At 44.7% G+C, this 22,157-nt stretch carries 19 protein-coding genes and 2 pseudogenes; 16 read left to right on the forward strand and 5 right to left on the reverse strand.

From position 1 onward, the window contains the following. The coding region (locus BVJ53_RS06455; RefSeq protein WP_131503894.1) for a transposase family protein at positions 1-326 on the reverse strand (326 nt) is incomplete at its 3' end. A gap of 368 nt (positions 327-694) precedes the next feature. Here BVJ53_RS06455 and BVJ53_RS06465 point away from each other — a divergent pair. The 13 genes and pseudogenes from BVJ53_RS06465 to BVJ53_RS15305 all read left to right on the forward strand — a co-directional run. Then, complete coding sequence (locus tag BVJ53_RS06465; protein WP_129301698.1) at positions 695-1,432, forward strand: amino acid ABC transporter ATP-binding protein; 738 nt, start codon at positions 695-697, stop codon at positions 1,430-1,432. A 51-nt stretch (positions 1,433-1,483) separates the two neighbouring features. After that, positions 1,484-2,308 carry a glutamate ABC transporter substrate-binding protein gene (locus BVJ53_RS06470; RefSeq protein ID WP_129301699.1) on the forward strand — a complete coding sequence of 275 codons (825 nt, stop codon included), beginning with the start codon at positions 1,484-1,486 and terminating at the stop codon, positions 2,306-2,308. A 1-nt stretch (position 2,309) separates the two neighbouring features. Continuing rightward, positions 2,310-2,954 carry an amino acid ABC transporter permease gene (locus BVJ53_RS06475; protein WP_129301700.1) on the forward strand — a complete coding sequence of 215 codons (645 nt, stop codon included), beginning with the start codon at positions 2,310-2,312 and terminating at the stop codon, positions 2,952-2,954. 15 nt (positions 2,955-2,969) lie between these two features. Next, complete coding sequence (locus BVJ53_RS06480; RefSeq protein WP_129301745.1) at positions 2,970-3,632, forward strand: amino acid ABC transporter permease; 663 nt, start codon at positions 2,970-2,972, stop codon at positions 3,630-3,632. A 246-nt stretch (positions 3,633-3,878) separates the two neighbouring features. Then, positions 3,879-4,814, forward strand: a complete 936-nt coding sequence (locus tag BVJ53_RS06485; protein ID WP_129301701.1) for an NAD-dependent epimerase/dehydratase family protein — start codon at positions 3,879-3,881, stop codon at positions 4,812-4,814. A 264-nt stretch (positions 4,815-5,078) separates the two neighbouring features. After that, positions 5,079-6,479 carry a sugar transferase gene (locus BVJ53_RS06490; RefSeq protein ID WP_129301702.1) on the forward strand — a complete coding sequence of 467 codons (1,401 nt, stop codon included), beginning with the start codon at positions 5,079-5,081 and terminating at the stop codon, positions 6,477-6,479. A 189-nt stretch (positions 6,480-6,668) separates the two neighbouring features. Then, positions 6,669-7,541, forward strand: a complete 873-nt coding sequence (gene rfbA, locus BVJ53_RS06495) for a glucose-1-phosphate thymidylyltransferase RfbA (RefSeq protein ID WP_129301703.1) — start codon at positions 6,669-6,671, stop codon at positions 7,539-7,541. Between the two features lie 5 nt (positions 7,542-7,546). After that, entirely contained in the window at positions 7,547-8,125 is a 579-nt protein-coding gene (gene rfbC, locus BVJ53_RS06500) for a dTDP-4-dehydrorhamnose 3,5-epimerase (protein ID WP_167470173.1), read from the forward strand. A gap of 2 nt (positions 8,126-8,127) precedes the next feature. Then, complete coding sequence (rfbB, locus tag BVJ53_RS06505; protein WP_129301705.1) at positions 8,128-9,153, forward strand: dTDP-glucose 4,6-dehydratase; 1,026 nt, start codon at positions 8,128-8,130, stop codon at positions 9,151-9,153. Positions 9,154-9,221: 68 nt separating this feature from the next. Beyond that, a complete protein-coding gene (gene rfbD, locus BVJ53_RS06510; protein ID WP_129301706.1) occupies positions 9,222-10,064 on the forward strand; it encodes a dTDP-4-dehydrorhamnose reductase in 843 nt (280 codons plus the stop codon). 355 nt (positions 10,065-10,419) lie between these two features. Continuing rightward, positions 10,420-10,929 (forward strand): hypothetical protein, encoded by a 510-nt coding sequence (locus BVJ53_RS06515; RefSeq protein WP_129301707.1) that lies wholly within the window; start codon positions 10,420-10,422, stop codon positions 10,927-10,929. Further along, positions 10,929-12,320 (forward strand): hypothetical protein, encoded by a 1,392-nt coding sequence (locus tag BVJ53_RS06520; protein ID WP_129301708.1) that lies wholly within the window; start codon positions 10,929-10,931, stop codon positions 12,318-12,320. The genes BVJ53_RS06515 and BVJ53_RS06520 overlap by 1 nt, the downstream gene beginning before the upstream one ends. Before the next feature lie 372 nt (positions 12,321-12,692). Next, positions 12,693-13,621, forward strand: a pseudogene (locus BVJ53_RS15305) (C39 family peptidase); the annotation flags it as partial. Positions 13,622-13,833: 212 nt separating this feature from the next. On the opposite strand, the gene BVJ53_RS06530 reads toward BVJ53_RS15305, so the two are convergent. Continuing rightward, on the reverse strand, positions 13,834-15,057 hold the full coding sequence (locus BVJ53_RS06530) for a GW dipeptide domain-containing protein (protein WP_129301709.1): 1,224 nt from the start codon (positions 15,055-15,057) through the stop codon (positions 13,834-13,836). 212 nt (positions 15,058-15,269) lie between these two features. On the opposite strand from BVJ53_RS06530, the pseudogene BVJ53_RS06535 reads away from it, so the two are divergent. Then, a pseudogene (locus tag BVJ53_RS06535) lies at positions 15,270-15,515 on the forward strand (hypothetical protein); the annotation flags it as partial. A gap of 136 nt (positions 15,516-15,651) precedes the next feature. Continuing rightward, on the forward strand, positions 15,652-16,635 hold the full coding sequence (locus BVJ53_RS06540; protein WP_129301710.1) for a polysaccharide deacetylase family protein: 984 nt from the start codon (positions 15,652-15,654) through the stop codon (positions 16,633-16,635). A gap of 120 nt (positions 16,636-16,755) precedes the next feature. Here the strand turns inward: BVJ53_RS06540 and hflX are convergent, their stop codons facing one another. The 3 genes from hflX to BVJ53_RS06555 form a co-directional block, all read right to left on the reverse strand. After that, on the reverse strand, positions 16,756-18,051 hold the full coding sequence (gene hflX / locus BVJ53_RS06545) for a GTPase HflX (protein ID WP_129301711.1): 1,296 nt from the start codon (positions 18,049-18,051) through the stop codon (positions 16,756-16,758). Between the two features lie 193 nt (positions 18,052-18,244). Continuing rightward, complete coding sequence (locus BVJ53_RS06550; protein WP_129301712.1) at positions 18,245-19,126, reverse strand: diacylglycerol/lipid kinase family protein; 882 nt, start codon at positions 19,124-19,126, stop codon at positions 18,245-18,247. A gap of 289 nt (positions 19,127-19,415) precedes the next feature. Next, on the reverse strand, positions 19,416-21,092 hold the full coding sequence (locus BVJ53_RS06555) for an APC family permease (protein ID WP_129301713.1): 1,677 nt from the start codon (positions 21,090-21,092) through the stop codon (positions 19,416-19,418). 300 nt (positions 21,093-21,392) lie between these two features. Between BVJ53_RS06555 and BVJ53_RS06560 the strand changes: the two genes are divergently transcribed. Then, positions 21,393-22,154 carry an ABC transporter ATP-binding protein gene (locus BVJ53_RS06560; protein ID WP_129301714.1) on the forward strand — a complete coding sequence of 254 codons (762 nt, stop codon included), beginning with the start codon at positions 21,393-21,395 and terminating at the stop codon, positions 22,152-22,154. Positions 22,155-22,157: the final 3 nt, after the last annotated feature.

Consider the following 22,157-nt stretch of genomic DNA (forward strand, 5'->3'; position numbering starts at 1 on the left):
GTGTGGTTGGGTTGCACGAGTGGCGTCTTGGCACTGACTGTGTGGTAACAGTTATGACAGCGCCATCGTTGCTTGTGCAAGTCAATGACTGTCGGTATTTCAACCCCGTTGAGGACGCGCACGTGGGCCGTGTAAAACCCGTTAGGGTGCAAGGCCTCAAAGCCACACAGTGGGCACCGGGTTAACCGGTAAGTCAGTTCGGCATCAATCACATGATACTGGCGGCGACGTACCCCGTTGCCGCGATATTCATGACGAACAAAGGCAACTTTGATATTATGGTCTGGTATTCCAAGGACGGACAGTGTAGGATCGTATTGGGACATTTACTCATAACCTCGCTTGCTTTTGGTTTCGACGCTAACAAGCATAGCATGGACACTGAGTAGGTGTCTTTTTGCGTTATCCAAAAAGGGCCTACACGTTCAGTGTTGATTATTTCTCAACACCAGAAAGTGTAGACCCACTTTTTGCTTGGTTTTCTTTGTCATGGCAGAACGCAATCCATCAATACTAAGGTAACACGTACACCAAATGCCAACCTTGTCGTCCCATCCATAAAAGTCCCAAAAACCGGCATTATTCGTTTTTATCGAAAATAAATGCTCAATTTTTAAAAGAAATATTTGCGCATCATTAGCTTTCTATGTAAAATCCATGATAAGAGGTAGTGAACCCAAGGAGGTCCTTAGCCATGTCAATGATTGAATTTCATGACGTTAACAAGTATTTTGGGAAGTTCCAAGCATTAAAAAATATTAATCTAACAGTCGATCGCGGCGAGGTGGTCACGATAATCGGGCCTTCAGGGTCTGGTAAAAGTACCCTGTTGCGTTGCATCAATGGGCTTGAACGGATCACGTCCGGTCAGCTGATTGTCAATGACTTTGATTTAGCCGACAAGAAAACCGATATGAACCGCATTCGCAAAAATGTTGGCATGGTTTTTCAGCATTTTAATTTGTATGCCAACAAGAACGTGCTGCAAAATGTCACGCTCGGGCCAGATCTCGTTTTAAAGCGAGATAAAGCCGAAGTTGAACAGGAAGCGCGCGATTTGCTTAAAATGGTTGGATTGGAAAGTAAGGCGGACAGTTTTCCTGGCGAGTTATCCGGTGGGCAGCAACAGCGGGTGGCCATTGCCCGTAGTCTTGCCATGAAGCCGAAAGCCATTTTGTTCGACGAACCGACCAGCGCACTGGATCCGGAAATGATTGGCGACGTACTGGATGTCATGCAAAAGATTGCCGAAAACGGGATGACCATGGTTGTTGTTACCCACGAAATGGGCTTTGCCCGCCATGTTGGCAACCGGATTGTCTTTATGGATGATGGCAAGATTCTGGTCGATTCCAGCAACGTCAACCAATTTTTTGATGACCCGCAAGAGCCACGGGCTAAGGAGTTCATCAGCAAAATCATTAATCATTAGCCCAACAAAACCAGTTACGGATGGGATACCTTAAGAAAGCAGGTGTGTTAAATGAAAAAAATGTGGAAACGCATGCTCCTGCCGCTGGTGTTGTTGCTACTGATGATACCGCTTAGCAGTTGCGGGAAAAGTGTCGCTGATCGGGATGTTTTAGCCCACGCCAAGGCAACAAATACAATCGTGTGGGGCGTCAAAGCAGATACGCGACTTTTTGGCTTGATGAATATTAAAACCGGTAAAATCGAAGGCTTTGACGTTGATATGGCTAAAGCAGTCACTAAACAGATTTTAGGTAAAAAAGGTAATGCTCAACTGGTTCAGGTTACCAGTGATACGCGGGTGCCGATGATCAAAGGCGGCAACGTTGACGCGGTGATCGCTACCATGACGATTACACCGGAGCGTCAAAAGATTCTGGATTTTTCCGATGTTTATTTTAATGCCGGCCAAAGTCTTTTGGTCAAAAAAGGAAGCCCCATTAAAACCGTGAAGGACTTGAAGAAAGGGACGAAGGTCATTGGGGTGCAGGGTTCCAACTCTGTCGACAACGTCAAAAAAGCCGCACCCGAGACAACCGTACTTCAGCTGTCAGATTATGCCCAGGCGTTTACAGCTTTGAAGTCCGGGCAAGGGGATGCGCTTACCACTGATAACGGGATTCTGTATGGAATGTCTGAACAGGATAACCGCTATGTTGTCACCGGTGGCACTTTTACCAAGGAGCCTTATGGGATTGCGATCAACAAGGGACAGCGGCCGTTTGTCAAAGCAGTCAATAAGGCGATCAAACAGCTCAAGCAAAACGGTACTTATGCCAAGCTAATCAAAAAGTGGTTCGGCGATGTGCCAGGGTTCAGTCTTAAGGAGGTGGAATGATATGTGGTCGATTCTTACCAATAACTGGAACGCCCTTCTTTCCGGACTGGGCTATACCTTGGCAGCCAGCATTCTTGCTTTGATCGGCAGTTTGATTATCGGCACCTTGTTTGCGTTAATGGAAATCTCCCCATTTAAGGCACTGCGCATCATCGGTCGCATTTATGTCGAGGTGGTGCGAAACATTCCGCTACTGGTCATCACGTTAGCTTTCTACGTAATTGTGCCAAGGTTCATTATCAAAATTGATGGGTTCACTGCTGGAACAATTGGCCTGTTAATTTATACGAGTGCCTTCATCGCTGAAACTGTCCGTGCCGGCATCGAAGCCGTTCCAAGCGGTCAAATGGAGGGCGCCCGCAGTATCGGGATGAGCTATACCCAGGCGATGAGGCAGATTATTTTTCCACAGGCGTTCAAAATTGTGATCCCGCCACTGGGCAACCAATTCATTAACCTGGTGAAGAACAGTTCGGTACTGGCCTTCGTTGCCGGCTTCGATCTGATGTATCAAGGCAAACTCATTGCAGCAACGACCTTTTCGACGTTCGATACCTATCTGATCGTCGGGGTCCTTTATCTCATCTTGACGATGCCGCTAAGTTATCTGATGCGTTATCTTGAGAAAAAATGGGTTACCGCATAGAAAGGGGCAGGAATGATGCATATCTTTATCGACGCGTATTCTTGGATTAACTTACGCTACCTGCTTCAGGGATTAGGCGTAACCTTGGAAGTGTCTGTAGCTTCCATCATCTTTAGCTTTGTTCTCGGGGTAATTTTAGGTTTGGCGCGTTATGTAAAGATTAAATATTTTTCAGCGATTGTCGGCTTTGTCATCGATGTGATTCGAAATTTGCCGCTGCTGCTGATCTTGTTCTTTACGTACTTCGCATTGCCAGAAATCGGCATTCGCCTGAACGTCATCATTGCGGCCATTGTGGCGATGAGTATTTTCGAATCGGCGATGCTGGCAGAAATCGTCCGGTCAGGCATCAACGCCGTGCCGCGTGGACAGATGGAAGCTGCCCGCAGCAATGGTCTGACATTTTATCAGGCGATGCGCTACATCATCATGCCTCAGGCGCTCAAGAAAATGATTCCGCCAATTGTCAGTCAGTTTATCTCACTGGTCAAAGATACGTCGCTGGCTACGATTATCCTGTTACCAGAAGCAACGTATCACGCACAAATCATTTACGGGCAAAATATTAACTACATGATTCCAATGTTTGTCGCCTTGGCTGTGATGTATTTCGTTGTCAACTACGCCTTGTCGCTGGCCAGTCGTTGGTTGGATCGGCGGTTGGTGCAGTCGAATTAGACTGTCTGAAGTGGTTTAAAAGACGGATACAACAAAAATCGGCTCTGACGGTGCACATTGGTGTGCCGCCAGAGCCGATTTAGTGTATGGGAGATAGTTTCTGTTTTGTGTGCGGTACCGGTAAGGGAGATGCCATTTGGAACGGTTCTTATCATTTTCCTAACATTTAGCATAAGCTACGGTGGTTCGGGTGCAGCTGTGATACCATGGGAGAGAAATAAAACGAGCAAGACGGAGGAAATTACCTTGAGTAGTTACTTAGTGACTGGTGGCGCCGGGTTTATCGGATCCAATCTAACCGAGCTGTTGTTAACGGATCCTGATAATACGATCACCATTGTCGATGATTTATCGATGGGCTTGCGAACCAACATTCCTGATTCCAGTCGGATTACATTCTATGAGCATAGCATCACCGATCATGCCTTCATGTCCCAACTTCTGATGGAAGGTCAGTTCGACTACATCGTGTTGTTGGCAGCCGTTGCCAGTGTTGCCGATTCCGTTGAACGGCCATATGCAACCCACCAGGTTAATCAGGAAGCCAATTTAAATATCATCGAAACCTTGCGAACCCAGAAGATCGCCTTCAAGAAGCTTTTTTTTGCCAGTTCAGCCGCTGTTTATGGCGATTCGCCTGAACTCCCTAAGAAAGAGAACATGGCGGTTAAACCTTTGACCCAGTATGCGGTTGACAAATTTGCCACCGAACGCGCGGTCTTAAACTATGGGCGCCTATACGATATGCCAATGGTCTGCACCCGCTTCTTCAATGTTTATGGGCCAAAACAAAATCCTAAATCGCCATACAGTGGCGTTTTGTCGATTATGATGGACGCTTTGGAAGCGGACAAACCTTTCACTTTCTTCGGGGATGGTGAACAAACCCGCGATTTCATCTATGTCGGCGATGTGGTGCATGCCATTCGCGGCTTGCTAGAAACGCCGAGCGCACGCGATGATGTCTTCAACGTAGCAAACGGCAAGCAAACGAGTTTAAATCAAGTGGCTAAGGAACTCGAAAAGCTGACTAGCAAAAAACTTCACGCGACGCACAAAGCGCCACGCTTGGGCGACATCCGCGATTCGTACGCCGAAACAGCTAAACTAGATCAGTTTGATTTCATGACCCACACGCCGCTTGCTGAAGGCCTGGCCAAGTATGTGGCGTCGGTTCGGTAGGAGATTGATCGGTCATCGTGTTACTGATGACTGGTCATTTTTCGTGTTGGCTGTGGGGCTTTAAAAAATGATCACAACGTATCGTGCAAAATGTAATCCGTTGTCTGTCACGGGCTACGCTGAGTGGTAAGAAACGTCCCTTTGAACGCGGACTACCACGTTATCTCTGCGTAACAATAACCTGCCAAGGTGACGGATGTTGCCTTTATGCTATAATGGGCGGTTAGTTTCATGTCAAGATATCATTATTGAGAGGGTTGCTGTATGAAACAGAGTGCCGAATGGAACGGTATTAAAAGGCTGCTGACAATGGTTGGTGATGTCCTTCTTTTTAATTTAAGTATTCTACTTGCCTTTTATTGGCGATTTGGCCCGGATATTCCGGAATGGAACTTCTATATGTACGAACGGTCTGCAGTTTATATCTCGCTGCTTTTCTTGCTCGTTAATTTCTTTCTAGGCGTTTATGTTTACTACAATCGCCGGATTAGTGACATCATTTTCAACACGGTTTTAGCCCAGATCATCACGATATCAGGACTGATAATGATTACCTTTATGGGGAGACTGTTTGCCTTTCCTCGGTTGGTTCTTGGATATTCGTTCCTCTTAAGTATCCTCATTTTAGGCATTTGGCGAATCTTTATTTATTACTTGTATATCTACTTTACAAGCAACTACAAGGTTGCGGTGCTTTCATACGAGCATGAATTACCAGCCGTGCTAGAAAATTTTAATTCTGCAAAAAACAACAAACATAAAGTCACATACGTTGTTTCCGATCATTTCGTGGAAAATGTCAAAAAGATCATCGACAAGGTTGATATTTTCTACTTAACAAAGAGTATTCCTGACGAGCAACGTCGCGAGATTATTGACATCATTATTAAGCACGAGCGGACGATTCTTTTGCCTTCGACTTTCGAAAATTTGATGATGTTACGCCCCAACTTAATGAACTTCGAAGATGAAAGTGTTATGGGTATTACGCAGTTTCGAATTAAGCCGGAGAGTGCAATTCTAAAACGCGTTTTCGATATTGTTGTCGGAATTTTAATGTTAATCGTGGCCTCTCCGTTCATGTTGGTAACGGCCATTTTGGTTAAGGCGACATCTCCTGGTCCGATTATCTATAAGCAGACCAGAATTACACTAAATCAAAAAGAGTTCAAGATTTTGAAGTTCCGGACGATGTCAGCCACTGCTGAAGCAAAGTCGGGGCCGGTCTTAGCGAAAGCACATGATTCACGAATTACGCCGGTCGGCAAATATTTACGGAAGTTCCGGCTTGATGAGTTACCACAAATTTTTAATGTCTTGAAAGGCGATATGTCGATTGTCGGTCCGCGTCCTGAGCGCCCTTACTTTGTGAATCAGTTTAATAAACAAGAACCTCATTACTACTTGCGACATAATGTTCGGGCTGGCATTACAGGCTATGCACAGGTTTATGGCAAGTACGCTTCTGACTATCATAGCAAGCTTAAGTTCGATCTGTTGTATATCAAAACATATAGTATCTTTTTGGATGCCCGTATTTTGCTTCAGACAATCAAGATCTTGTTTGATAAAGTTTCTTCACAGGGACTGGAGGAGGATCAAGAGCCAGAACGGCAGAAACTCCACGAGCTTGTGGTGCAGCAAGATATTACCCATCTGACCTGAATGACTCGAATGCACATTTTACAGTATGATCAGTCTAATTCGGTCATGTTTTTTCTATTTAAGCTTTTTTCATGTTATGACGCTTCAGCTTGTAAGCGTAAACTGGTACTGTATATACTGTGAGTGGTTTTTAAAAAAGAACAAACAAGCCATTGCTGATTTTGATTGTTATAAGGAGGATTCATTTTCATGAAAGGTATCATTTTAGCCGGTGGATCCGGTACCCGTCTGTACCCAATTACGGAGGCCATCTCTAAGCAACTGGTGCCGGTTTACGATAAGCCGATGATCTATTATCCATTATCAACCATGATGCTTGCAGGTATTCGGGACATTTTGGTTATTTCAACACCAAGAGACATTGACCGCTTTAAGGATCTCTTGAAGGATGGCAAGCAGTTGGGGTTGAATATTAGCTATAAGGTTCAGGATAAGCCAAATGGTCTTGCGGACGCCTTTATTGTGGGAGCCGATTTTATTGGGGATGATTCGGTTTGCCTGATTTTGGGAGATAATATCTTTTATGGGAGTGGCCTGTCGAAACTTGTTCAACATTCCGCTGCCAAGAAGACAGGTGCAACCGTCTTCGGTTATCAGGTCAACGATCCAGAACGTTTTGGTGTCGTTTCGTTTGATGATCAGCATCACGTGCAATCAATTGTTGAAAAACCTGAACATCCAGCTAGCAATTTTGCGGTGACAGGCATGTATTTCTATGACAATCAGGTTGTCGATATTGCGAAGAACCTCAAGCCTTCACCCCGTGGCGAGTTGGAAATTACCGATGTGAACAAGGCTTATCTGGAACGTGGCCAATTGGATGTTGAGCTTTTAGGTCGAGGCTTTGCTTGGCTGGATACTGGCACGCATGAATCTCTCCACGAAGCGGCAAGCTTTATTGAAACAGTACAGAAACGCCAGAATTTAAAAATCGCTTGTCTTGAGGAAGTTGCCTTCCGGATGGGCTATATTGATCGTGACCAGTTGCGTAAACTTGCTCAACCACTGAAGAAGAACGATTACGGACAATATATTTTGCGATTAGCAGATGAAAAGGCCTAGGAGGTATGAATTTGAGCTTAAAAGTAATTCCAACCAAATTAAAAGATGTTAAGTTAGTCGAGACAGATGTATTCGGTGACAATCGCGGATTCTTCACGGAAACCTATACACGTGAAAAGTTTGTGGAAGCCGGTATCAAAAATGATTTCAATCAGGATAATCAGTCCCTATCTGCTGAAGCGGGTGTTCTACGGGGGATGCATTATCAGATGGCACCGTATGCTCAAACTAAGCTCGTACGTGTTGTAACCGGAGTTGTAGAGGATGTTTTGGTTGATATCCGCAAAGGGTCGCCTACTTATGGTCAGTGGGAAGGTTATATTTTAAGTCAATATAATCATAGGCAATTATTGGTACCTAAAGGATTTGCACACGGCTTTATTACATTGACGCCTGATGTTAACTTTGTTTACAAGGTTGAAGGTTACTATGCACCTGAGGCAGATCGAGGTATTGCGTTTGACGATCCTGATATTGGTATCGAGTGGCCGATGTCGACGGCACATCTTATTATGTCCGAGAAAGATCAGCATCATCCACAGTTAAAGGATGCTGAAAATAATTTTGTCTACGGGGAGATTTGATAATGAAACTAATGATTACAGGCGGTGCGGGCTTTATTGGCTCAAACTTTGTTCATTTTGTTTACAATAACCATCCAGATGTGCAGATTATGGTTTTGGACAAACTAACATACGCAGGGAACAAGGCAAATATTGAAGGTGTTTTAGGCGATCGGGTGAAGTTGGTTGTTGGCGACATTGCCGACAAAGAGCTTGTTGATAAACTGATGGGTCAAGTCGATACCGTTGTCAATTTTGCGGCTGAAAGCCATAACGATAATTCATTGATTAACCCGGATCCATTTCTACATAGCAACGTGATTGGAACCTACACGTTGCTTGAAGCGGCCCGCAAATACGATGTGCGCTTCCACCACATTTCGACGGATGAAGTGTATGGTGATCTGCCTTTACGCGAAGACTTGCCTGGTCACGGTGAAGGCCCTGGCGAGAAGTTTACGGTCAACAGTCGCTACAATCCGTCAAGTCCGTATTCTTCAACCAAAGCAGCCAGCGACATGTTGGTTCACGCTTGGGCGCGTTCTTTCGGGGTACGGGCTACTATCTCAAATTGCTCGAACAATTACGGACCATATCAACATATTGAAAAGTTCATTCCGCGGCAGATTACCAATATTCTGAGTGGTATCAAGCCAAAGCTCTATGGAACCGGGAAAAATGTTCGTGACTGGATCCATACGAATGATCATTCATCAGCCATTTGGGATATTCTTACCAAAGGCAAAATTGGGGAAACTTACCTGATTGGTGCTAATGGCGAAAAAGACAATAAGACAGTTCTTGAATTGATCCTGAAGTTAATGGGCAAACCAACCGATTATTATGATCAAGTTAAGGATCGTCCCGGTCATGATATGCGCTATGCGATTGATTCATCCAAGACCCGTGAAGAGTTAGGTTGGAAGCCAAAGTACACGGACTTTGAAGAAGGATTAGCAGACACAATCAAGTGGTATACCGATCATCGCAGCTGGTGGCAAGATGAAAAGGCCGCTGTTGAGGAAAAATACCAAGAACATGGTCAATGATTCCATTTGCAAGATTGTTGATGTGAGATGCAAATTGATTGACTTGTCAGAGGTCAAGGAGAAGATACATGAAGATTTTGATTACCGGTGCGCAAGGCCAGCTTGGTACGGAGTTACGCCACTTATTAGATGGTCGTGGGATTTCTTATCTGGCAACTGATGCAAAAGACCTAGACATTACTGATGAAGCTGCGGTTAATCAGTACGTTAAAGAATACCAACCCGATGTCATCTATCATTGTGCGGCGTATACAGCTGTTGATAAGGCCGAGGATGAAGCCAAGGCACTTAATCAGCTGGTTAACGTTGATGGCACCCGAAACTTAGCTAAGGCCGCAGCAGCCGTTGACGCAACGTTGGTTTATATTAGTACCGACTACGTTTTTGATGGTGACAGTAAGGAAATTTATACTGTTGATGATCAGCCTGCACCTCGTAACGAATATGGCCGGGCAAAATACGAAGGCGAGCAGGAAGTTCAAAAATACGTGAAGAAGTACTATATCATTCGGACATCTTGGGTCTTTGGTGAATATGGGCGTAACTTCGTGTATACGATGTTGAATCTTGCAAAGACACACAAAGAGCTGACGGTGGTCGATGATCAGTATGGCCGGCCTTCATGGACCAAAACGCTCGCTGAGTTTATGACGTTTGCGGTTGATCACCACTTAAATTATGGTATTTACCACCTATCCAATGACAACAGCTGTAACTGGTACGAGTTCGCCAGTGCGATTTTGGCTGATAAGGACGTCACGGTGAAGCCGGTTTCCTCAGCCGAGTATCCGCAGAAGGCATGGCGACCGCGGCACTCTATTCTGGACCTGAGCAAAACCAAGGCAACCGGGTTTGAGATACCTACGTGGCAGAATGCTTTAAAAGAATTTATGCAAATCGTCGACAAGTAGTGGCAAAACAACGTCGCATTGAGGAATATACTGCTATAATTGACAAAACCAGCGAAATCCGTGAGTCTTTTTAGCTAATGCGTTTGTTGTGCTATGCCATTTTCAAACTTAACGACTGAATCTAAAGAGATCCAGTCGTTTTTATTAGTGGAAAAGTAAAAGTTAGGCGCAAGCGTTAAAGCTAAAACTGTATGAATGCGTGCTTAAAAAAGATAACAGTTCAAAGAATGATATAGTCGTTTTGTCTTTTAATATTTCTTAAATATTGCGATGATAAACATAGAAAAATTAAGAATTAATGTTTCTTATTCTAATTTTTTCTAATAGGAAAAGAAACTGATAGAGGATGGCAGCGATGAAGGAAAGCAAAAAGAGTAGAGCAATTCTATCATGTATTGTTGTGTGCTTTGGAGTGCTTATTGTTAGCCTGTGTATTTTTATGCAGTATCACCATCATGCAGCTCCTAAGGTTGTGAGCACGAATAGTTATCAAACAATCGCTAAAAAGCAAGTTTCTTTTAATATCGAAACGCTTCTTTTTAGAAACCGGGTGTACTCGGAAGTGGCAGGGTGGATTTATGTCAAAAACCAAGAGCCACAAAAATATATAACCAGTTTGGTTCTATACAACGACAAAAGCAACAAATGTTTGGTTTTCCCACTCACTATGGTCAAAAGACCGGATGTAGCTAAAATGCGGAAGAAGGTCAATAATTATCCTTACATGAATGCCGGATTTGATGGTTTTATTCCAGTGAATTACATGGTGCAAGGAAAATACAAAGTTGGATTCCTAGTTGCAGACAAGGATGAGCCGAAGTTAATTAAAACGGGCGTGCCATACAAACAAGGTGGGGTAAGGTAATGAAACAAATAGCAAAAAAGTTCCGTCGAGATGTTCGATACAAGTTTCTGAGCATCGCTTTCATGATAGTTGTGTTCGAGCATCTATTTGTTAGGGATTACTCGGGGGATGCTGCGATTGCCTTTTCTCACTATTTAGATCGAACGACTTTAATTGCCACTTTACATAATCGTTATATGACTTGGACCTCCAGAGTCTTCATCGAAGCGGTGCTATTAAAGCTCTCGCAAAATATGCATGTCATTCTTTGGGCCTTAATTGATATTCTAATGTGGGTGCTTCTGATATGGGCAATGATGAAGTTAACGAATTACAAACACAACTACCTGATTTTGTGCCTAACGTTCATAGTTCCGCTTTCAATGATGAATGGTGCTGGATGGATGGCAACAAGCATTAACTATTTTTGGCCGCTGGCTTTGGGGACGCTTGGGTTAGTCTCACTTTACAAAGTCTATCTGCATGAAAACATCAGTATCGTTTTTGGTTTGATTGTTTTAGCAGGTTTAGTATTTGCTACAAACTTCGAAACATATAGTGTTATGTATTTGATATTGTTGTCATATTTCTCTTTTTTAATGATTCGACAACATCGGTTTTCCGTGTCGGGTATTGCATTCATAGCAATTCAGTATAGCATTTGTCTTGCAAATATTATTATAGCATTAGTTGCACCAGGAAATAAGCAACGTGTGGTAGTGGAAACAAAATTTCACATGCTTGACTTTGCGAACATGACTTTTTTTGATAAGCTAAGCGTTGGATTTAATCATACATTTTCTGAATTAACGGATCATAATGTTCTTTTTCTCATATTTGCAATAATGCTCGTTTTTGTAGCATTGTCGACAAAGCCGAGATCACGTGAACTGGTAGGGATCTCAGTAATTCCATTAATATTTGTAATGTTCCGTACTTTTCTTTCTCCGTTAGTAAAGGCTTATACACCAGAATTTAAAGCGCTCTTCGACGCTGTCTCAAAACAGTATCGCGTTGACTCTATCACATATTTTGATTTTGTGAGCTATCTTCCGTTTGTCATTTATGCTCTAATTCTCATAGCCATTTTACTTGTGCTGATAAATGGCTTTAAAAGTCTTGACACAGGTGTTAGTTTGTCTGTTGCCCTATTATCTGGTTTGGTGACGGTTGTTGCCATCGGATTCTCGCCGTCGATGTATGCATCTGGTTCTCGAATATTCTTCTTCTTAGACTTTATACTCATATATGCAATTACAGTTATGTATGACGAGACGAGCTTCTTTCTTAATGATCATGTTGCAGTGAAAAAAGCACTTAAAATTTGCTTGTTTGCATTTACTGTCTTCTCAGTTGTTAATAACCTGATTGCGATTGGGGCAACGTACTTTTATGGGAACATTTCTTTTTAAACTCATAATCTGTACAAGATTGTATTTCTTTAATTGAGGTTGCACTGAATCAACTTACTAATTTATTTCTGGAATCTTAGTGCTTGTGAAATTCTCTTCGCTGTCAAGAGGAGGTTAAAAATGTCTGAAAATGGCGGTAGGAATTTGCCAACGATCGTTTGTCCTGTAAGATACATGTAAGGGCTCCTTGTGGCTCTGCTTTTCTTGATCGTTAAACAAGTTTACAGGTGAAACTCCTGTTTTGTACTCTCAATCTGCTGAAATAAAGCTGATTAAAATAGCGGCAGTTAATTCCAGCAACCGGCAAAGACCTTGCTGGAATTAATTGCCGCCTTTCGCGGATATGTTGTCGATATAATCCGCGCCGCGACAACTAGCTATGCTAATGAAAGAGATCAATTAAAACTTCGAGGCTGGGGAAATTATGAAGGGATTGCATGGTATTCTCCGACAAGTGGCGATGTTGTCTATCGGCTTTACAACCCAACGGTAGACGATCATCTATACACCAGGAACTGGAATGAAGTTTCTTATTTAAACAACAACACAGACTGGAACAATGAAGGTGTTGCTTTTTATTCTGAGTCTAACAGCTCACTTCCAGTTTGTCGGCTTTACAATCCTAGTTTGAGAAGTGGTTCGCATTTATACACGATTAATCCAAATGAGGTGGCCGTGTTAACAAGTCAGCGGGGTTGGAATTATGAGGGTATCTCTTGGTATGCAAGCAGCCAAGGAACACAAAACAATGATAATTATAATCTCTTGAACGTTAGAAATTACAACCAGTATGCACTTGGTGCACCAAGTGGTTGTGAGGGGGCTTCTCTCCTGCAAGCCTTACAATACAAAGGTACTGTTACAAACTGGGGTTTAGCATAATTTCTTAACACGATTCCAAAAGCAGCGGATGGTAATCCAAATAACGGTTTTGTTGGAAGTCCATTTGTAGAGAATGACTGGATCTATTCCGCTATATACCCTGCACCACTGACAACGTGGGGGCAGCGGTTTGGAACGTTCAAAATATTTCTGGTAGTTCTGTTGATGGGTTATTGAATGAAGTTAAGAACAATAATCCGGTTGTAGCGTGGGTCACCATTAATTTTCAGCCGGCTCGGTGGGGACAATGGTTTTTTGGACTAGCTGTGAATAATAATCACGCCGTAACTTTAGACGGCTATAACCGCTCTAGTAACCAAGTTCACGTTTCGGATCCTATCAGCGGAACTTATTGGATGGACAGGGGAACGTTTGAGAACATTTACAAAGCTAAAAGATATGCGGTAGTTGTGCGTTAGAAGTAAGTTAAAAATCGACGCACTTTGAATCAGAAAAAATTTTAATTTTGTCTATTCTAAATTGCTATAAGAAGATTTGTAATAATTGTTGAACGTTTAAGTTAGTCAGAGAGAGAAGGGACCAAAAAGCAGCTTCGTATTCCTTAATAGCATAAGGAATGCCGAAGCCGTTTTTAGTGTGGTGCACAATTATAGTTATGTGCTTGCTAAAATCACGATAGATGATTTTGAATATATGCAATTGGGTCAATCCACGGTCCTTGTGGGTTATATGCATCTGCCAATGAAGCCTGCCAATCTTTTGAAGTAATGCCTATATGCAGGTGAGGACCAGTCATTCGTCCTATAACTTGTCCACTTTCAACAGTGTCACCGGTTTTAACAAAAACATCTTGCATATCTGAGCTGAACTCCTGGTACATGACTTGGTTTCCATCTGGGGCTTGCACAACAATAACGGCTCCTGACCATCTTGCATAGATTCCAGTATAAATTACTTTTCCGGCAGTGACAGACTTAAATTGTGACCCTGCTCCATAAATAACACTGCCAAAATCAAATCCATCATGGAAGTAGGGATCCGGTTGCCCGCCACGATTATAACCAGTATCACCAAATTCTTGTCCGTCTTCAAATGAACCAGTGTAGGCTTTGTCGAATGGCCAAGACGTTTTATTCGAAAGATCGAAGGTTAATCCTTTTTTGTCAATCCAACCCTTCAATTCTGGGCTATAGACATAATCGCCTGATTCTAATGTCAGTTTAACATGTTGTCCGGCAAAATCATTCGATTGGGAGACGTTTTGAAATCCAGCATTTCCCCAAGGCAACGAGTCAATGGTCTTTCCATCGCCTTTAACAGTGGCACTAAGATTAACGTTAGCCATTTGGCACTGTTTTCCAGTATCTGTGTTCGAGTTGGGGGTATCGTCTACTTTTTGCTGAACCGATGGATTAAAAGCTTTTTTGTCAATCCAACCAAGATTGGCGACGTAGTAATATGAACCATTTTTCGCGGAAACTGTAACTGCTTCGTTAAGATGGTCGGTAGTATTGCTTAGGTTTTTAACGCCGTCATACCAGGGTAAAGCATCTATGGTGTATCCTGCATTTTGGATAGTGCCCTTGATGTTAGTGCTCGTTACCTCATCAATGCCTTTTTTGTCGATCCATCCTTTGAGCTCAGGACTATAGGCGTAATTGCTGGATTCTTGTGTAATTGTTACTACCTTTCCCATAAAGGAAGATGATTGGCCTAAAGTGATATAGCCGTTCGTTCCCCAAGGAAGTGTATCGATTGATTTATCATTTTGGTTAATCATAACAGTTTTGTTAACTTCAGTGAGGTTAAGTATAGCATCAGCATCGGCGCTAACGGTTATTTTTGGGACGAGCAAGCATCCAAAAATGACGCCGAGAATGCCAATAAAATACATGAAGAATCTTCGAGTTTTTATTTTGTTAAAAATCCTATTCAATAGTCTCCCCTTAACTTTAATACCTTCAGTTAATATCGACAATAACACATAATAATGTTGTTAAGTTGCTGTAATCCTCCCTTTGTTTTCACTCAATTGTACCAACAATGCAATAATAGTCTCATATCTGGCTATTGGCAAATGATACAAGCTTCGTTTTATTAAAAAAATTAAGTTCCAAGTATGTGCTCCCAGAAATCTTCACACATGTGGGTTGGAAAGGGTCACAGTATATGCAGGTTTTGCAGAATCTGGAAGGGCAAGTGCCGGTGTTTGGTGAAAAGAACCATTATATGATCAACGGCAAGCTGACTACGCATCCTGGCAAACGCCAGCAAAAAGCCATTAACAAGTTTGACGATATTCAATATTATATGAAGTCAAATTATATGATGAGTCAAAAGCAGCTCCGGTGATCGTGCGAGTGGGTCGGTTCTTAAAGTGAAAAAACAATGACTGTCTTATTAAATTCCACACCTGCCATAGCGACTTCAAACGACTTCATGGTAAACTCAAAACCGGATATCGTTAACAAGATAGGCGGGGTTGAATATGAAATATGGTTATAGGCGGCACTGGTGGCTAGTCGTTTTTGGGTTGATACTAATTGTGAGCGGGGCGCTTTCAGTGAAGCTGTTGATTGATCGGCAGGCAGCAGAAGCACGGGCACGTCAGGAGAGTCACAAGCGTTCGGTAGCTGCCAGCATCAGAGAGTCAAAACAGCGAGTATCGGCAGCAAGGCGATCTTCTTCAATTATGAAGCGAGAAGCAGTGGAAAAAGGCAAACATGAGCGTGCTTTAACAGAAGCGGCAGCACATTCAGGTCAGGCTCACATCCCCGCCGCCACCGCCTACGCTTATCCCATCGCCGAAGTCAAAAAAGAAATGACGGCGCCTTACACCAGCAACATCAAAAAGAAAGTGGTCTTCCTAACCTTCGATGACGGACCAAACACGGTTAATTCGCCACAAATTCTGAACATCCTTAATCAAGCAGGCGTTCACGGTACATTTTTTGTCGTAGGCCGTCAGCTTTCAGCCGAAACGGTACCGGTGTTGAAAGCAGAGTATGATGCCGGCAACAGCATCGGGTTGCATAGTATGACGCACAATTACAATTTGCTTTATCCGGGGCGAAATGGCGCAGCTTCAGTTATTGAGAATGAGGCTAAAACGGAGCAAGCAGCCGTGAAGCAGGTATTAGGCCCGGATTTTGACACGCATCTTTGGCGTTATCCTGGTGGCCATTTTAGCTGGAAAGGGTTGGCAGCGGCTGATACTGGCCTGACCCGACTTGGACTTGATTGGATTGATTGGAACGCAGCGGTCGGTGATGCGTTGAGTCCGGCGCAGGAGCCGAAAACGGAAGATGCAATGTTGCAGTATCATTTGCGGTCGCTGGCCGTTTATCCGACCAGCAACGTGCGCGTTGTGTTGATGCATGATGCGCTTGGGAAGAATTTAACGGTGAAGACGCTGCCGAAGATCATTGATTATTACCGTAGTAACGGGTATGAATTCGGTGTATTGTCATAATGGCTGACATTGCCAACAACAAGATAAAAAATTGGGCCGACTAAAAAGCCTCGCTTCGCCGCTTGAACGTTCAAGCAGCAATAGCGAGGCTCTTTTCATATGCGATTCAATTCGGATGCTTCAAACTTCTTCTTTAACCGCAAACTTAGCCAACTTACCTTTTTGCACTGGATTGACAACGGCCGTGATACGCGTGCCATTTTCCGTGTAGTCGGTGGCTTTGACAACGGTTTCCTGATTGAGGTAATTGACGAGTTGCCCTTGATCAAAAGGGATCAGGTAGGTGTGTTCTTCGTCTTGGCCGAATAGATCCGCTTTGATGAGCTGGGTGAGGGCTTGAAGCGAATGTTTGTCGCGCGCCGAGTAGATGAGGCGCTGACCACTGACTTCTGGATAGCGGGTGCCTTCCCGTAAATCGGCTTTGTTGTACGCTTCGATCATCGGAATATTTTTAATGCCAACTTCCTTAAGAGTTTTCTCGGTGATGGCCATCATTTCCGGATAGTTTTCATCGGAGTAGTCAACCACCTGAATGAGAAGATCAGCGTTGGCGGCTTCTGCCAACGTGGCTTTGAAGCTGTCGATCAGGTTGTGTGGCAGTTTGGAAACGAAGCCGACCGTGTCGCTGAGCAGAAACTTGCGATTGTCTGGCAAGGTGATTTGCCGCACGCTGGTGTCCAGCGTCGCAAATAGCATGTCTTTTTCAAAAACCTGCTTGTCTTCCGGACGATCGGCGAAGAGTTGCAGGAGTCCGTTCATTGTGGTGCTTTTGCCGGCGTTGGTGTAGCCAACCAAGGCCACCACTGGAATTGCATTGTCTTCACGTCGGGCGCGGCGAACTTGATCGCCAACGCTGGCTTCTTTGAGTTCCTGACGCAGATGGCTAATGCGCTTGTTGAGCACGCGACGATCGAGTTCAAGTTGCGTTTCACCGGCACCGCGGGTTGCAAATCCGGCACCGCCGCCGACCTGCTGATCGAGCCGATTGGCGCTAGGATGCAGTCGCGGCAAGGCGTATTGCAGTTGGGCAATTTCGACTTGCGTTTTGGCTGCTTTACTCCGTGCCCGATCAGCAAAAATATCGAGAATCAGCTGCGTGCGATCAATGACATGCAATTTGGTTTGCTTCTCGAGGTTACGCAGCTGTGACGGCGAGAGTTCATCGTTGATAACGACCGTTGTGGCATCACGCACATTAGCCAGTTCGCGGATTTCTTCGACTTTGCCGGTGCCAAAATAAGTGGCCGCAACGGCGCGGTCAAGGTTCTGCCGTACCTCGCCGACAACCGTATAGTTATCGGCTTTGGCCAATTCGCCAAGCTCGGTCATGGTGTAATCGAAGTCGGCTTGCTGGCGGGAGATGCCCGCAATCAAAACGTTTTCAGATGTTACTTCATTGGATATTTGTTCAGTCATAAATTCCTTTCATAGATCCGGGCGTCATCGCCGCGGATCGGTGCTAACGGATCATCAGTCATGGTGTAACCTTGCGTAACCGCATGGCGATTCACCCCTTTCGTTTGAATACGTCTAGTGTAACACGCGCCATTTGGACTGGCGAGCGACTTGCCGCGGCCTCTGCCTACCAAACGGCTAAAATGCTGTGCCACTATTTAATTGGCGGTGCCAGCACCTGAATATGATCGGCAATCACAGCAATTTTTAGCGGCGTCTTTGCACTTGGATCGCCATCAATTCTGCTTTGAAGAGTTTTAGGTGCCTGGATCGTGAGTTGTTCGGTTTTAAAATAGGTCATGCCCGGTAATTTCTGGAAGTTGCCGGTGATGAAGTAAGGAATCGCGAGCAGTGAACGCCACCAAGTGAGTTTAGGCGCGATGAAGACATGCAGGTGGCCGTCATCAGGAGCCGCGTCCGGGACGGCGTTGGTGAAACCGCCAACTGAATTGGTCATGGTCACCAGCAGAAATTGGGTATCCTTTTTCCATTGGCGATGGGCGCTGTCTAATTGCAAAACCCAGTGTTGGTGTTGCGCCAGGACTTTAAAACCTTTTGATAGGTAAATAATGGGCCCAAAGTGACGTTTTCCTTTTTGCGTGACTGACAGTGCAGCATTAGCCAAAACGCCAAGCGTCAGCGTGCTGACCATGTAGCGATCATTGACCTGTGCGATGTCGAGCGGTTGCGGATTAGCCTCGAAGATATTCTTGATGGCGAGTGGCAGTAGTAAAGGAATATGCAGGACTCTTGCCAGGTTATTGACGGTTCCTTTTGGCAAAATAGCTAAGATTGGCGGTTGCTGGCGCGGCGCAAGGCCAGCGACAACTTGATTAATCGTGCCATCACCGCCAACCGCGACGACAATATCCGAATGTGCCCGTGCAGCAAATTCACGGGCATCATCGGCATTTTTAGTGGGCTTCATCGTGACCAGCCGCTGGTGATCTTCGAGTTTTGCTTTGAGTAGTTCTGCCGCTGTCGGACCTTTTGCGTGACCTGAAGCGGGATTATAAATGATCGTGTAGCTAAGCATAGCAGCCTCCTACCTATCAAGACATGCGGCGATTGTTAAAAGAAATGGCATCGTCACAAATTAAAAACAATATCGCTCTTTACTATTAATATTATCACGTAATCTTATCACATCGCGACATTGATCACCTTGTTTACCACTAAACCAGTAGACATCATCATTGCAGCAAACATGCTTTGTTGCCTCAAACGTCTGGCGGGCAACAGCCAGAATTAAAAAACTCCGAAGATACAGAATTGTCTTCGGAGCATGATTTTTGATAGTCATTTGCCTTTAAAAAGTTCGGCGTTTAGTTTGACACTTCGTCATCCGATGCAGCCAATAGTTGATGCCGTCCGTTTGAGGTGACTTTAATGATCACAGCGGCAATGATCAGATCGACAACGATAATAATGGCCCACTGAATGACAGGTGTTAAGTGGTTAAGCAAATTGACATGCATGCCATAGGTCGCGGCTGCGATTAGCCCAACCAGGCTGAGCACCGTAAAGATAAGCCAGGTATTGCGGCTGAAGGCGAGGCCACTGACGGTATTACGCTGCCGCTTGGCAATCCACGGCATCAAGACGCCAAGCGCCACCATACCGATCGGTACGACAATGTTCAGTACCAGCATCAAGGTAAATGTATCGGCCGTCGCATCGGTCGGGAAGAAGCCGAGTGTTCCTAGCAGAAAAGTAATGCCAAGCATCCAGATACCGACCACCAGACCGACTTTACGATTCTTGAGGAACGTATAATCCGGCGTTGGGAAACGATCTTGATGCAGACGGACCATCGTGTAGGACCAGAATAGGAAGCAGGTCGACAAGGGACTCACAATGCCGTTGAGGTTCAATAACCAGTTGAAGATATCATTTATTTTCGGTAGCAATGCTCCCAGCGCCATGATCAGTGCACAGAGAATCGTGGTCATCCAGTACCCGTTGATCGGCAGGCCGTCTTCATTCATTTTGGTGAGTTGTCGTGGCATAAAGCGTTTAGCCACATCAGAGAGGAAGACCCGGGTGGAAGCGTCCAGAATCACGGCTAGTTGTGCCAACATATAAATACCCTGCACCACGGCGAAAAGATACATGAGGCTGTTACCTAAGCCGAATTGGCGACCGATTGCCTGAAACGCATAATAGGATCCGTTCATTTTCAAATCATTCGGCAAATGATGGGCGTTGAAGTAAACCCCAAGTGAAAAAGTGCCAAACAAAGTCAGAAACATCGTCATAATGGCAATCATTTTCAACGCCTTGGGGAAATCACGCGCAGGATGGCGCATGTCCTTCGTATACGGCGCAGCGAGTTCCGAGCCGTTCATGGCAAAGACGAACAAGCCAAATGTCGACAGAAAACTCAGTGAGAAGAAGTCTTTGGGGATGAAGGCCTTGAAGTCAAACGGGCGGGTGGCGATCGGCGCGCCTTTTGACAAGCCGATGAACGTCATCACCACAAACAGAATGGTCATGATGAACATGGCGCCACCGCCGATGGTTGACATAATTTCAAGACTCTTATTTTTGAAGAAATGCTGGAGCCAAATAAAAATCACAAAGATAACAGCGGTCAAAATGCCAAACCACGCGTTGCCGAGGTTGGCCTGAATATTGCCGTTGCCGTTGATGATCCAGCCAAACGAGATGACGACGGAATTGGCGACGTCGACCACATAAGGCAGACCAGTGATCCAGTAGAACCACGCGGCATAGTAGCCAACCGTATCGCCATTGGTTTCGCGCATCCAGCTGGTGATCCCGCCGCCGTGCTCGGAAAAAGTCGATCCCATGTGCGCAACAATCAGGTTGTAAGGGATGACATAGAAGAAAGTCATGATGATCCAGCTGGTGAACGCCACCAAGCCTTGATTTTGGAAGTTGTAAATGATGTCGTCAAAGCCGATCACGGTCACAAAGTCCATGAGGCCGACAACCATCCAGGGGATATATTGTTTCTGCGGTTTTTCTAAATCGTTCATATCAGTCAAGCTCCTTTTCTAGGTCGAGTACTGAACTAACTGCTAACCTAGACCCGGAGCTTTGTTGCGAAAAATTCCCAACGACGAACCAACTTTCATAAGTATTTTCATGAATCAATAGTGATTATAGCAAGGATTAAGCCGTTATGGCGGAAAAAGTTAAGAAAAGCTAATGAAACTAACAAACCCGTTAGTTTCCAAAGGCCAATTGTTAGCGCACGGACAGGAGAAATCGTTTAATAACCACTATTATTAAATTAATCAAGCAAACGCCGTAACTTGGCAAATGGAGGTTTTATCATGGACAAACGACAACCGATTGTCACCGTTGAAAATGTAACCAAGACTTATGGTAAACGTGGGGAGAAGCAGACACCTGCGTTAAAAGGCGTCAGTTTTCAAGTTGAACCAGGAGAATTTGTCGGCATTATGGGCGCTTCCGGATCCGGGAAAACTACCCTTTTAAATATTTTGAGTACACTCGACACGCCAACGTCCGGTTCCGTGCGGATTAAGGGGGATGACGTGACCAAGCTGAAAGGTAATGCCTTGTCTGATTTTCGCGCCAAACGTATCGGTTTTATTTTCCAAGACTTCAACTTGCTGGAGAATCTGACCGGTCGAGAAAATATTGCGTTGCCGCTGGCGTTGCAGAACGTGAGCGCTAAGAAGCAGGCGGAAGCGGTGGATAAGATTGCCCGGACGCTGGGTATTGAGGCGGTGTTGGATCATTATCCGACTGAACTTTCCGGTGGGCAGAAACAGCGAGTGGCTGCAGCTCGGGCGTTGGTTCAGCAGCCGGACATTTTGTTTGGCGACGAGCCGACTGGAGCGCTTGATTCGACGGCGGCCCGGGAACTATTGAATACGATGGACCAACTGAATCACGATGAAGGCGTGTCAATTCTGCTTGTGACCCATGATCCGTTTTCGGCTAGTTATGCCAGCCGAATTTTGTTCATCAAAGATGGCCAGATCGGCTCTGAACTGAAACATGGTGATAAAAGTCAAGAAGCCTTTTATCAGGAGATTCTTGAAACCCTTGGAACGTTCCAGAAATAGGAG

It is taken from the genome of Lacticaseibacillus chiayiensis, from assembly GCF_004123795.1.
Taxonomy (GTDB): Bacteria; Bacillota; Bacilli; order Lactobacillales; family Lactobacillaceae; genus Lacticaseibacillus; species Lacticaseibacillus chiayiensis.